The sequence below is a fragment of the Vibrio sp. Vb1026 genome (assembly GCF_033338745.1).
GTDB lineage: Bacteria > Pseudomonadota > Gammaproteobacteria > Enterobacterales > Vibrionaceae > Vibrio > Vibrio alginolyticus.
Map to the genome: position 1 here is coordinate 139,677 of NZ_JAWOTH010000012.1, position 11,703 is coordinate 151,379.

Annotated in this window: 17 protein-coding genes; 1 reads left to right on the forward strand and 16 read right to left on the reverse strand. The window is 40.5% G+C overall.

The annotated features are described in order from the left end of the window. Positions 1 to 95: 95 nt before the first annotated feature. From R7E47_RS17325 to R7E47_RS17360, 8 genes are all read right to left on the reverse strand, one after another. A complete protein-coding gene (locus tag R7E47_RS17325) occupies positions 96 to 383 on the reverse strand; it encodes a putative quinol monooxygenase (protein ID WP_053306982.1) in 288 nt (95 codons plus the stop codon). A gap of 142 nt (positions 384 to 525) precedes the next feature. Beyond that, a complete protein-coding gene (locus R7E47_RS17330) occupies positions 526 to 1,167 on the reverse strand; it encodes an alanine--tRNA ligase-related protein (protein ID WP_053350311.1) in 642 nt (213 codons plus the stop codon). Positions 1,168 to 1,320: 153 nt separating this feature from the next. Continuing rightward, entirely contained in the window at positions 1,321 to 1,854 is a 534-nt protein-coding gene (locus R7E47_RS17335) for a GNAT family N-acetyltransferase (protein ID WP_005377081.1), read from the reverse strand. A 256-nt stretch (positions 1,855 to 2,110) separates the two neighbouring features. Beyond that, a complete protein-coding gene (locus tag R7E47_RS17340) occupies positions 2,111 to 2,671 on the reverse strand; it encodes a sugar O-acetyltransferase (protein WP_318084733.1) in 561 nt (186 codons plus the stop codon). A gap of 133 nt (positions 2,672 to 2,804) precedes the next feature. After that, positions 2,805 to 3,218 (reverse strand): RDD family protein, encoded by a 414-nt coding sequence (locus R7E47_RS17345; RefSeq protein WP_258669883.1) that lies wholly within the window; start codon positions 3,216 to 3,218, stop codon positions 2,805 to 2,807. Between the two features lie 141 nt (positions 3,219 to 3,359). After that, positions 3,360 to 3,968, reverse strand: coding sequence for a pyridoxamine 5'-phosphate oxidase family protein (locus R7E47_RS17350; RefSeq protein WP_005377078.1), 609 nt, complete (start codon positions 3,966 to 3,968; stop codon positions 3,360 to 3,362). A 143-nt stretch (positions 3,969 to 4,111) separates the two neighbouring features. Next, positions 4,112 to 4,513: a DUF2007 domain-containing protein gene (locus R7E47_RS17355; RefSeq protein ID WP_005377076.1), complete on the reverse strand. Its 402-nt coding sequence runs from the start codon at positions 4,511 to 4,513 to the stop codon at positions 4,112 to 4,114. Positions 4,514 to 4,617: 104 nt separating this feature from the next. Further along, positions 4,618 to 5,139, reverse strand: coding sequence for a GNAT family N-acetyltransferase (locus tag R7E47_RS17360; RefSeq protein ID WP_005377075.1), 522 nt, complete (start codon positions 5,137 to 5,139; stop codon positions 4,618 to 4,620). A 267-nt stretch (positions 5,140 to 5,406) separates the two neighbouring features. Between R7E47_RS17360 and R7E47_RS17365 the strand changes: the two genes are divergently transcribed. Then, positions 5,407 to 5,886 carry a hypothetical protein gene (locus R7E47_RS17365; RefSeq protein WP_236147240.1) on the forward strand — a complete coding sequence of 160 codons (480 nt, stop codon included), beginning with the start codon at positions 5,407 to 5,409 and terminating at the stop codon, positions 5,884 to 5,886. A 200-nt stretch (positions 5,887 to 6,086) separates the two neighbouring features. Here R7E47_RS17365 and R7E47_RS17370 read toward each other — a convergent pair whose 3' ends face one another. The 8 genes from R7E47_RS17370 to R7E47_RS17410 form a co-directional block, all read right to left on the reverse strand. Beyond that, complete coding sequence (locus R7E47_RS17370; RefSeq protein WP_005377069.1) at positions 6,087 to 6,293, reverse strand: hypothetical protein; 207 nt, start codon at positions 6,291 to 6,293, stop codon at positions 6,087 to 6,089. Positions 6,294 to 7,644: 1,351 nt separating this feature from the next. Then, on the reverse strand, positions 7,645 to 8,001 hold the full coding sequence (locus R7E47_RS17375; protein WP_248525306.1) for a DUF6979 family protein: 357 nt from the start codon (positions 7,999 to 8,001) through the stop codon (positions 7,645 to 7,647). A gap of 131 nt (positions 8,002 to 8,132) precedes the next feature. Next, a complete protein-coding gene (locus R7E47_RS17385; RefSeq protein ID WP_318084740.1) occupies positions 8,133 to 8,465 on the reverse strand; it encodes a tetratricopeptide repeat protein in 333 nt (110 codons plus the stop codon). A 305-nt stretch (positions 8,466 to 8,770) separates the two neighbouring features. After that, positions 8,771 to 9,151, reverse strand: coding sequence for a DUF2195 family protein (locus R7E47_RS17390; protein WP_307851075.1), 381 nt, complete (start codon positions 9,149 to 9,151; stop codon positions 8,771 to 8,773). Next, positions 9,129 to 9,647: a L,D-transpeptidase family protein gene (locus R7E47_RS17395; RefSeq protein ID WP_010448432.1), complete on the reverse strand. Its 519-nt coding sequence runs from the start codon at positions 9,645 to 9,647 to the stop codon at positions 9,129 to 9,131. The genes R7E47_RS17390 and R7E47_RS17395 overlap by 23 nt, the downstream gene beginning before the upstream one ends. Positions 9,648 to 10,076: 429 nt before the next feature. Further along, positions 10,077 to 10,349: a VOC family protein gene (locus R7E47_RS17400; protein WP_258669896.1), complete on the reverse strand. Its 273-nt coding sequence runs from the start codon at positions 10,347 to 10,349 to the stop codon at positions 10,077 to 10,079. A gap of 202 nt (positions 10,350 to 10,551) precedes the next feature. Then, the gene (locus R7E47_RS17405; protein ID WP_258669898.1) at positions 10,552 to 11,007 is read right to left on the reverse strand and encodes a hypothetical protein; all 456 of its coding nucleotides are present in this window, start codon (positions 11,005 to 11,007) and stop codon (positions 10,552 to 10,554) included. 133 nt (positions 11,008 to 11,140) lie between these two features. Next, positions 11,141 to 11,584, reverse strand: a complete 444-nt coding sequence (locus R7E47_RS17410; protein WP_151514861.1) for a hypothetical protein — start codon at positions 11,582 to 11,584, stop codon at positions 11,141 to 11,143. Between the last annotated feature and the right edge of the window lie 119 nt (positions 11,585 to 11,703).

Here is an 11,703-nt window from a genome sequence, read left to right on the forward strand (position 1 = left end):
CACTAAGCCAGGTGAATAGCTGAATAAAGCAACATAGTAGAGCGTAGAGCAACATGAAAAGCAAAGTGTAAACGCTCTAAATCACTCCGATTCGATTAGTCATGCACACATTCAAAGATTTCGTATTGCCGTTTAACATTGGCTGTTACTTTTCCCCAATGTGAGGCTTGAACTCTTTCCTGATGTTGTTTAAAAGAGGCTTTGTCGACGAACTCCTCATAGACATCAAAACGAAACGGATTAGTCGAGCTTTGAGTCACAAGAAAACTAAGGCAGCCCGGCTCTTCTAACGTGAGCCTTTTGTGAGTTATTAACGCATGTTTTACTAATTCTAGATCCTTTTCCGGAACTAAAATAAAGCCTTTCAATGTAACTTTCGACATATCATCCTCCCGCCCCTATCGTGTAGCGTTTCGTTAAGAAGTAGCCAACACGCCCTCAATCTCAACCATCATATCGCAAATGTGAATCTCACCATGAATTAAATGCCACGTGTTAGGAATCTATTTCTAATGCCCTATCGACTTACGAGCATAAGGTTATCTCTACCCTTTCTTTGCCTTTACCGATGTTCTTGCGTTTTAATTGAATTTGGCCGACTTCTGATGTGCGCTTTAAGTGAGTGCCACCGCAAGGCACTTGCGCAAACCCATCCACTCTCCAATACCTTCTTTCACTCTCTTGATCGGAAAAGTCACTAATAATAACTGAATCAGAGTTAATCAAATCTTGCACATCAGTTTCAATTTCTTTCAATAGCGGGCCAATACTTTCAGACCACTCGAAATCTATGCGACTCTTATTTTCAGAAATATGCGCGCCTATCTTAACAATGCCTTCCCGACGCTGATAAAACATCTCGAGCACCACTTCAGCCGCAAAGTGTAGCTTCATTAAGGCGTATCTACGCTTCCAATCAATATTCGTAGTTACAATGTCACCAAGAGTAAAATTTGGAGAGGATTCCAATGTGTAAATAAGTCGAACACCTAACTTTTGAGCAATCAAAACCGGAATACCATTAATCGTTCCTTTATCACTCTCTTGGCCTCCAGACTCTGCAAAGAAGATAGTCTGGTCCAATTCAACCTTATTTCCGTCTACATTGCTCACTCTTGAGTTAAGTTCTGTTTGGTAGGGATTAACCCAAAATAATTTCTCGCTCATGCTGCTATCCTTGCAGTAAGTCCTATCTTTGATAGTACATTCAGTGACCACCAAGTCAATTCAAGAAACCTCACCGTCAAATGTAAGGCTGTGTATAGAGCACGAGCAGGCTAGACCTATTAGATGCGTTTAAGGCCGGATACTAAACGCTGCCTAGGGGTTAGCTAACAACCCGTAAATTGCGGAATCTGAGACTACTCCATTCACTTCCCAACGCTGCCTTAGGAAACCTTCCTTTATAAAACCTAACCGTTCCAAGACTTTACCTGAAGAAGCATTGTCTGGATCTATCTCAGCCTCGATTCGACGTAGATTCAGTGTTTTGAATGCGTGTTCGATTAATGCAGTTCCCGCCTCTAATACAATGCCTTTACCCCAGAAATGACGACTAACGCCAAAGCCAATTTCTGCGCGCCTAGACTCTTTCACGTGATTAAACAGCATTATCTTACCCAGAAGTTGGCCATTGCTCTTTAGGAAGATGCCTAGTGTCACTTCTGTATTGCTATTCATGGCCTGTGTACTCTTGGCTATAAATGTCCGCGCTTCTTCAATTGAAACCCAAGGGCCAGAGTTCCAATATTTCATGACCTCATGGTCTGAGAAGATGTCAAACAATTCGCTTGCATCATCTTCAACTAGCTCTCTTAGAATTAATCGTTCCGTTTCAATCTTTGTTACTAACATTTTGGGGTCAGCCTTTTGGTTTGTTATTGGTGACGAAAATCCAATAAAAGTGTGAGACACGTAATACAAATGATTTCGTATGAGACTTTTAAACAAGCTCAACGCACGACAAAAGCGCCACGTGTAACGACTCTGTATTGAAGCAAATTTTAGACATTCAAGTGCGTCAACAAGTAACCGTTGAACACATCAAAGCTTGGGGTGAGTTGATCACAAGTCCTAAACTCAGGCTCAAAATAGTCCATATACTTTATTATCACTTAGTGACGATTTCCTTCAGTACTCTGGCTGGGTCGCCACCAACAACGACATTGTCTCTAAAACTCTTTGTAACGACTGCGCCAGAGGCTACCACCACGTTGTTCCCAAGTGTTACGCCAGGGTTGATTACGGCATGGCCACCTATCCAACAATTGTCACCAATGTTTATGGGCTTTGCTAGCTCTAAACCACTGTTCCTCTCGATAGGATCTAAGGGATGAGTCGCAGTATAAATGCCAACTTGAGGCCCAAGTAAACAGTTATCACCAAACTTAACTTCCGCAACATCCAAAATCACACAACCAAAATTAGCGTAAAAATTATCTCCAACGTGAATGTTGGATCCGTAGTCGCAATTGAAAGAAGATTCAACATGAATATCGTCCCCTGTTGTGCCGAACAAGCGCTTAGTTATTTGAACTCGCTTTTGTTTATGCTCAACGGACGTGGCATTCAATTTTTCAGTTAGTAACCTAGCGCTCAACCTTAACTTTAATAACTCTTCATCACTTGGGTCATAAAGCTCACCTGCTAACATTTTCTCTTTTTCTGACATAAAACTTGGACTCCAATACCAATTTTCTTACAACGCTACATTAAGTATGTGAGTAACGCTACCTCCTAAGCGAGGCTGTTCCACCACGAAAACAAAGCCCGACTTGAACCCTAGTCCTCAGCGCTATCACAAACTAGTGCACTACCACCACCGTTCTCACTAACTTATCACCGAGACGTTGCCTCTTTTTACCAAGAATGAAAATTGAGTCAATAAAACCGAAGAATGGAGTAATAACATTTCGAAAGAGCGACTGAAAAATATTGCACTTTTTACCCGTTCTTGCACTTATAACTGCAATGCCCAAAAGTTTTTTACCCACACTTTGACCATTTGGTAAACAATCAGAAAAAAGGTAATACGATACAGTCGCAGTTACTGCTGTAGCGCGCACAAGCTCTTTTTCAATACCGATTTCTAAGCCGCCCCATAAAACGAGAGTAAAAATGCTAAAACTGACAAAAAGATCAATCATTTGTCCAACACACCTAACTCCCGGACTAGCCAAAACGTAATTTTCTAGAGTAAATTTTTCTGCATTTTTCATTCTAAAATTTGGACTAACAATTGCTTATTGGTGAACTAACATTATTGAGACAGTAACATCCCCACTAAACCTAATCCATACTTCCGCATAGTACGGTCGAATCTGATTTTTCTATCTTTTCAATATATTACCACGCTTGTTCTAAAGGCTAGATTGGTAATATTTCAACATCTCTTCTTGATTAAGCGCTTTACTTTCTAACTTTTGTTGATCTTTAAAGATTTGAGCTAATGAAGGGAGAATTGAGCGATTTACTTTATAGTCATCAGACCAAAGTTTCCCTCTCATCACCGCTTTCGCACAATGAAAGTACATACTCTCTATGACTATTTTGATAACAACCTTAGGATCTTTACTTCCATCGGGGCAAGCAGATATCAAGTTGGCGTCGGTGTGAATACTTGCGATTCCTTTAATACGGAGCACTTCATCAATACCATTTACCATCAATAACAACCCTACCTTGGGGTTACTAATGATATTTTTTAGACTATCGATACGATTGTTCCCCGAGCTATCAGGGAGCAACAATGTTGATTCATCTAAAACTTTTACGAAGCCAGGCTCCCCTCCTTTAGGAGAAAGATCGATATGCCCTTGTGAATCAGCGGTACTTAGAACTGCAAAATGGCAGTTATTAATTAATGTAATCGCATGAACATCCAGCACAGGCAGAGCTTTATTTTTAGCTCTCGCACTTGGCTCTGCGTAAATTTCTTTTAACTGCTCTATTGTTTTAATTTCACTCATTCAATGTTATTCCTTCACTATCGTATAATGCTTTGCTTGTAAGCAAGCAGTAACTCTGACTTCTTGTATAGGCACTAGACCTAACTCATCGTAAAAATACTACGAGTACAAGTTGTCTCTTTAATGCCTTGTTATCTGAAGATTTAAAGTTTTTCACTAAACTCCCCACACTGCTTACACTTATAACCATGCTTGTAAAAAAACAGTGGAAAACCCAGTAAAATAAAAACTAAGAAAGCTGGGCGTTTACCTTTTGTAAATGCAAATAGATCTTTACTACCACATTTAGGGCAAACGTCTTTTTCTTCATCAACGTCAACTTCATTTCCCAATGATTCTGAGAAATCGCTACTAAGTATTTGTTTCGCATCTTCTGCATCACTTTCGGCCACCATCAGACGGACGCCGCCTATTGCATTTGAATAAAGCCACTGAGTATTTACCGTGTGCTCGTCAGCGATGTAACTTTCTATTCCGACACTATCTAGGCTTGCTCTCGCAATATGAGCTTCATGAGGAAAAGAAAACCTTGCTACTACAATCACATATTGCTCCTTGTGGGAAAGCGCTCCCGTAAGGTATAAGAAACGCTAATTGGAAATGCTATGTGTAGTATTTCTTTTTGAACAACTTATTAGCCCACTACAGACTAGTACATATACCCTAACCAATCTATATGGCCAACAGCCCAAGTTTTGCCGCTGATAGGTTTAACATATAAATCATCTAGTTGCTCTACAGCAACACCGTAATTTTTATGTTCATGAACGCGCAACCAAGAACTTAGAGAGTTAAGGCGCTGATAACCATTAGCCACATAAAAACGCTCCAAATCGGAGACTAAAATGATGAAGTCGACATCTTTAGTGGACGCATACTCGCTGAGTTGAGACAACATTGTTGTGCCAATACCTTGTCTTTGAACTTTGCTCTCGACACAAAAGTCACTCACACCTAATACTTTATAAATTTCATCACCAACGCGAACAACTCTGTAGTCTAATCCCATGTAACCAACTAACTGATCACCTTCGTAATTCAGAACTCTCATATGCGGGAGTTGCTTATAGTAAGAGCGAGTAACTTGGTGTTCAGGAAACGACTGGTTTCTAAGCGCTTCAATTGCATTATGCTGCGCTTTAGATAATTCGATTTCTGGGTAAATATCCATATTTGACCTTTGAGTATTAATGACCTTTTGGTTACGATCCCTGTCGTTGAGTTTAACTCCGAGCGTGTCCTAACCTTGTGGAACATTGACAAATAACATAGAGTTTCTCAAAACACTACTTACAACATTTTTACTGCAAACCAATCGAAGTTGCTTAAGAACAAACACTACTTCATAGCAATGCCTACGGACCAAGCATTTGCAGCTTCTTACCCACACCCTATTCCGCCATCTGGAATTATTTTAATTACACAACGTGGGTACTCAATGTTGGTAAAAGCATTTACCGATGATTTTTCATGGCAAGTCCAAGAACAATTGGCAGATGCATATTTCGAAGCACAGAGAGTACTATCATCGGCGGATCAACTATTAAACCAAGCTAATTTGCTAGTTCAACATGACCAACGAATTAACAACTTAGAAAAGGCTCAGTTAAATACACAAGCTCACATTTCTAGAACAAATGCCGAAGTTACAAAAGCCAATCAAAAAGCCGACGATGCATTTAAAGCGGCAAATGCTGCATTAGAGCTTAAATTTGGAGATAAGGATTACTACACAGTTATCGCTTATTGTAACTCTAAAAATATCCCAATCATTCTGACCTTAGCAAAAGCTAAAGGTTTGGAAGCTAGAGCTTACACCCAAAAAATTGGAGGTAAGATCAATAAAGTTCCTGATGAACGTTGGGGACAAGTAAATGCGTATCATATTGCAGTTTTAGACCACGTTTTTAAACAGTGATTTATATCGGGAGTCCTCTGCTGAGGGCTCCAATTCCCCGTAATAAGGCTAACGCCCAGCTAAGGGGTGAGCAACGCAATACAAAAGCCGCCGCAAGCCGCCTTAATCACTAAAATCAACGCATGGTGAAAATGACACGCGTTGCGAATCCCTCTTGAACAGTTTGTTATGTGCGTACTTACGTTATGCACCAAACTGTTTTATACGCTTAGCGCCAATAAAAACTGATACTTACTTTGTTGAAGTAAGTCTAAATGGCGCTCAAACATGGGTACGCCATTGGATAAAGAAAGGGGGTAGACGAGTCCATTACCGACATACACCCCAACGTGTGCTCCGTATGAGTCAGTAGAGTCGTTGTACATCATGATATCTAGCGGCTTAAACTCAGTGACCACCTCACTCATCCCACCATTCACTAGAACGGTAGTTAGGTGGATTTAGACCGAAGTCTCTGAGCAGGTTATAAGCAAAGACCTGACAGTTAGCTCCAAGCGTTAAGTCTGAATCATCTTTGCAACCCGGAATGCGGGATGAAACGTATCTTACATTTTTGAATCTGTCGGGAATATCCATTTCCATTTTCTCCCAAAGCACATAACGCCCTGTTAAGGGGTGAGCAACGCAATACCGATGCTGCCGCATACCACCTTAATCACTTAAGCCAACGCATAGTGAAAATGCCACGCGTTGCGAATCCCTCTTGAACAGTTTGTTAACTGAGCGCCTTTCAGTTTTCGCCGTTCTTTCAGCCACTTTCGCCAAAGCTCATTTTGCTAATTAATGATTAGCAAAGCTAACCCAAATTTGTATTTAACCAAAAAATTACCGTTTATCTTTAGTTTGAAATGCGTCTCACAACACCATACTTCGGCGATGTAAGTATGCCGGACTAATCGCGAATGCCTTATATTATTAGAAGGCTTTGTGCCGCCTTTCACATCAGTAAACTTAAGTATCAAACTGAAATTAGTCACATTAGCTCAGCTAAGGAAACCGACCGAACACGCTAAATCTCTGAACCTAGAAACTGTATCATTGCGCTTTCATATTTTCTGCGCCAGTTAACGCCTTGCTAAGGTGTGAGTAACGCAATACAAAAGCTACCGCACAGCGCCTTAATCACATAAACCACCGCAAAGTAAAAATGCCACGCGTTACGAATCACTCTTAAGCAATTTGTTAGTACATGCGCTACTTCTATTTATGCGTTCCAAAATATTGAAAATTGAGATGATATGAAAGGCTTTGAACACTGAAGTGAGACGGGCAGCTACAAAACTTTACCGCCATTGATAGACGAAAGTTGGCTAGAAGAAAAACGCACTGAACTGCCCTACTTTTACTGGCTTCAAATTAGAAAAGGATTCGTTCCTCGCACTTCGACGGCAACACCAAAGAAAGACAATTCTGACTTAGTAAAAACCACGAAAGAGAAGAAGCACCAAAGAAATAGGCTAAGAGTTGGAAACCGTAAACGGTGAAATCAAAGCGAACACACCGCATATAGTGCCACCGTAAAGAACGTGAAAGGTACAAACTGTAAGGTGTAAATACGAACACCAAAACAGATAAACACCGAAACTTATGACCTTTGGTGCCAACCCCGTACTAACGCCCTGTTAAGGGGTGAGCAACGCAATGCAAAAGCCGCCGCATACCACCTTAATCACTTAAACCAACGCATAGTGAAAATGCCACGCGTTGCGAATCCCTCTTGAACAGTTTGTTATGTGCTTACTCCAGCAACCCACGAGACTACAACGACACAACAACATCCATTTGGCTATTATGCACTTTAGACTCGGAGCCACATGACTGAACCCAGAGTTTTTTGATATTGTTTTGCATGTCTGGATTTTCGTTTAGCAGCCTAACTGCCTCTAATGCATATTGTTTATTTAGAACTGATTTTGTATAGCTTCCTCTGGGCACACCAACGACAAAGCCACTTTCAACTAAACCTAGAAAAGCGTTTTTTGGACACCCTTTTTTGATGGAAGCAGCATTTTCCTTGAACTCTTTTTCTGCAGCTGTATTCCAAGCTTCAACTGGACAGACTCCAGTTTGAGCGATGTGAGTAGCTTCTACAGCAACATCACCATATTTGCTCATTTGACCTCCTGCACATAACGCCCAGTTAAGGGGTGAAGCACGCAATACCGATGTTGCCGCATAGCACTTCAACACCGAAACCAACGCATACCCAAAATGCCACGCGTGCTGAATCCCTCTTGAACTGTTTGTTATGTTCGTAGCTTTTGTAACCCTTGTATTGCTCGGTTGGTCGAATCTATTAAGTCTGTACGCTTCAGTTTCGTTCGAATAGCCAAAGCTTCAATAAACTGCTTTTCAGCGAGTTCATAGTTACCAAGCTCCACGTTTAATTTACCCAAGTGTTGTAAACTGAAACTCAAAGAAAGCACACAACCGTAATCTTGGCTTTGTAAGTATGCTCTTTCAGCACCCCCCATATCACCTGCGTATTGCAACGCAATACCCGAAATATGAGTAGACCAAAACTTGTGCTTATCGCTAGATGTCGACATTTGGACGTTGGAAGCTAGCCAATGAGCCAAACTACAAAAACCTATAACACGCAAACAATCGGCTACTAAAACTTGCTGCCACTCTAGCTTTTCTGTTTCGCCTAAAACCTTAAATTTTAAGCATTTGTAAATAGTTAAAGCAAGTTTATGGAAAACGCTGAAAGTTACCCTATCCCTTTGATAGCCCACAATTTCCTCCAAGAACATAACGCCGCATTAAGGGGTGAACAACGCATTCCACCCAAACTAAACCATTGTGCCGTAAACACTAAAGCCAACGATAGAATGAGAAATGCCAAGCGTTGGGAATCACTCTTAAATGCTTTGTTATTGCGCTAGTTATTACCGCAAGCCAAAGCACCCTTGATGCTGCTAACATTTTTCAATGTATTATCGAGCAATAAAGGAACTGATATAATGCGAGACTTGATCAAAGCAAAGTCAAAGCTTGAACTACCAGAAGGCATGCTTTCAAGCGTAATAGATGCTATGGCAGATTTGCACCCACAGCTACCTATATTTTTTTCTAGTGTCAGCTTCATATCTACTAGAGTTAGATTGTTACGGTCATAAGTATCGCTAGTATCAATAGAAACACAATTTGAAAGTGTATTCTCGAAGTCAACGAAACTACTTGCAGTCTGCTGCGCGAACGACAAAAAGGGGAGGCAACAAAATAATAAAATACAGATTCTAGCCAACATAAGTTCCACCATTAGTTTTTACATTCGGTTGGTATTTGATACTTAACATAAGCTTCCGAGCATCTGTTTTTTTGATAAACGCTCTAAGTTCATTGAAGAAGCGTCCTTCCACTTCGATACAGCCATGGCTGTATCCTTTAGTTGAATCATGAAGGTAAAAGCCACTTCTCGAAGGTCTGCATCTTTTTTTGGTAACCTCGTCGTATGGTTCAAAGCGCACCCGATTATAGCCCCAGTTAGCCCAGTAAGGATCACACTCGCCTGCGCTTTCTCCACGCGGTATTTCTTGAACCTGCCATGATGGTTTAAGCACACAAAAGCCAGAACCATCATCTTCAGCCAAAGCTCCCAATATAAGAGGAATATAGTATTTTCCCTCTGGGACAGGACCTTTATCTGGAACACACTGGTCTTCAGGGTATTGATAACCCTTCATTCCAGAAGTCGCTTTAAAGGTACCGCGCCCGTGCCACTTCAGCTCTGTTCCTGTATAAACCAAACTCTCCATGTGTAACTCCTTTTCACTTTGAAAAGGCAAATATTCACTCAAATGAATAACGAATTAAACTGTATGTTTTTAGTTTAATTTATCGCATCTTATGCCAGAGACAGGCGGTAATTGAAATTGCGATCAATGCAACACTATCGCCTAGCGCTATAACGCCCTGTTAAGGTGTGAGCAACGCAATACAAAAGCCGCAGCATACCACCTTAATCACTTAACCCAACGCATGGTAAAAATGCCACGCGTTGCGAATCACTCTTGAACAGTTTGTTATGTTGAAACTCAGCACGTGTTTTACATTAAACTTTTACCGCATTTTCAACTGCATCAAGACTTCCAGGTGTCAAAGACAGCTTCAATATTATGACCATCTGGATCATGAACGAAGCAGGCATAATAGTTCTCGGTATAGTGAGGTCGCGGTCCTGGAGCTCAGTTGTCTCGCGCTCCTGCTGAAATAGCTGAGTTATAAAACTCTCGAACCTTTTGCTGACTCGCCACACGGAAGGCAATATGAAAGCTTGTTAAAGCACCCTCAGTCTTAGCACTACAGATCTCGAATAAGAAGCCCTTACCGAGGTCGAAAGCCCAAAATTTACCTTTTTCACCAAATGCAATTTTGTACCCTAGTGGACTAAAAGCTTCTTCATAAAACTTCCGGCTTCTTTCTAAATCACTAACGGGAATTGTAACGTGAACAATCATGTATATACCTAAGATATTGTGTGGAAGAAGAGATTAGCTGAATACCTGTGGGCTTTGAAGCCCTATTCAACATAACGCCCTGCTAAGGGGTGAGGCACGCAATGTCGAAGCCTACGCATACCACCTTAATCACTAAACCCAACGCATAGTAAAAATACCACGCGTGCCGAATCACTCTTGAACAATTTGTTATGTTGAGATGTTAAGCAACGCGTTCATGACTATCTAGCATCTTCACAGGCAACTGGTTTTCAACCAGAAAATGGTAAAATCTTAGATCTTCAATTAAGTCAGGAGAAGCTAGTTCAAAGTCTTGATATGTCTGATTTTTGAAACGAAACCTTACCGTATGTTCAAACCTTTTGGTTTGCGCATACAAAATTTCATTAATATCAGCAGTATTTATACTTGTCCCTAAAAGAGATAAACTATTACCATCAAGCACAACTTCTAGCGACTGTTTCGGTTTAGCTGCTAAATACTCAGCAGCTAAAGATACAGCACAAAAAAATACGATGTATCCTAATTGTGTTAAAAATGGAGCCTTAGATATCTCGACTAAGTAGTAAGCAAACATGCCACAAATTAATACTCTAGTGATAAAGCTATACATTAATTTAAAACTGATCAATTTACTTTGTTTCAATAAAGTTTTCATAACTTCCTTCTCAACATAACGCCCAGTTAAGGGGTGAGCAACGCAATACAAAAGCCGCCGCATACCACCTTAATCACTTAAACCAACGCATAGTGAAAATGCCACGCGTTGCGAATCACTCTTAAACAGTTTGTTAGCTATCTATCAAATTGATACAGTTTTGAATGATGATTGCACTATCAGCTTTACTTTGAGTGTACATCATGCATTGTGCCATAGAGCTATAGCCGCTACTCTTACGTACTTCATGATTCAATTTATCCAGTGCAAGACGAAGAGTTGAAAGATTAAACACTCCGTTATTAACCAAATATTTTACTGTCTCAGGATAAAAACTGGCCATTTCTAAAAATTCAGCTTGCTCATTCACATCATTAAATATATTTCCCCGTTTTAAACACTTTTCGGATAATTTCATGGACAGGATACTACGCTCTTGTTCATTGAAAACTTTTCTTTGCATCAAAATAAAAGTCATCGCCAATGCTGCGTCAACATCGTAATGATCTCTTTGACCACCAACCATTTTTAAGCATTCTTCAAAGCTTTGAATCAAGTCAGGTAAGATTCCATTCATATTATTCCTCCAATTAATATTAGGAAAATTTGTCATTATAGCTAACGCCTTGCTAAGGTGTGAGTAACGCAATACAAAAGCTACCGCACAACGCCTTAATCATCATAAGCCACCGCAAA

Bases quoted from the DNA above. Each gene is read 5' to 3' on its own strand.
- R7E47_RS17345 (WP_258669883.1), bottom strand. From the start codon at position 3,218: ATGAAAAATGCAGAAAAATTTACTCTAGAAAATTACGTTTTGGCTAGT.
- R7E47_RS17375 (WP_248525306.1), bottom strand. From the start codon at position 8,001: ATGAGCAAATATGGTGATGTTGCTGTAGAAGCTACTCACATCGCTCAA.
- R7E47_RS17325 (WP_053306982.1), bottom strand. From the start codon at position 383: ATGTCGAAAGTTACATTGAAAGGCTTTATTTTAGTTCCGGAAAAGGAT.
- R7E47_RS17370 (WP_005377069.1), bottom strand. From the start codon at position 6,293: ATGAGTGAGGTGGTCACTGAGTTTAAGCCGCTAGATATCATGATGTAC.
- R7E47_RS17340 (WP_318084733.1), bottom strand. From the start codon at position 2,671: ATGTCAGAAAAAGAGAAAATGTTAGCAGGTGAGCTTTATGACCCAAGT.
- R7E47_RS17390 (WP_307851075.1), bottom strand. From the start codon at position 9,151: ATGGTGGAACTTATGTTGGCTAGAATCTGTATTTTATTATTTTGTTGC.
- R7E47_RS17410 (WP_151514861.1), bottom strand. From the start codon at position 11,584: ATGAATGGAATCTTACCTGACTTGATTCAAAGCTTTGAAGAATGCTTA.
- R7E47_RS17350 (WP_005377078.1), bottom strand. From the start codon at position 3,968: ATGAGTGAAATTAAAACAATAGAGCAGTTAAAAGAAATTTACGCAGAG.
- R7E47_RS17335 (WP_005377081.1), bottom strand. From the start codon at position 1,854: ATGTTAGTAACAAAGATTGAAACGGAACGATTAATTCTAAGAGAGCTA.
- R7E47_RS17405 (WP_258669898.1), bottom strand. From the start codon at position 11,007: ATGAAAACTTTATTGAAACAAAGTAAATTGATCAGTTTTAAATTAATG.
- R7E47_RS17400 (WP_258669896.1), bottom strand. From the start codon at position 10,349: ATGATTGTTCACGTTACAATTCCCGTTAGTGATTTAGAAAGAAGCCGG.
- R7E47_RS17365 (WP_236147240.1), top strand. From the start codon at position 5,407: ATGTTGGTAAAAGCATTTACCGATGATTTTTCATGGCAAGTCCAAGAA.
- R7E47_RS17395 (WP_010448432.1), bottom strand. From the start codon at position 9,647: ATGGAGAGTTTGGTTTATACAGGAACAGAGCTGAAGTGGCACGGGCGC.
- R7E47_RS17360 (WP_005377075.1), bottom strand. From the start codon at position 5,139: ATGGATATTTACCCAGAAATCGAATTATCTAAAGCGCAGCATAATGCA.
- R7E47_RS17330 (WP_053350311.1), bottom strand. From the start codon at position 1,167: ATGAGCGAGAAATTATTTTGGGTTAATCCCTACCAAACAGAACTTAAC.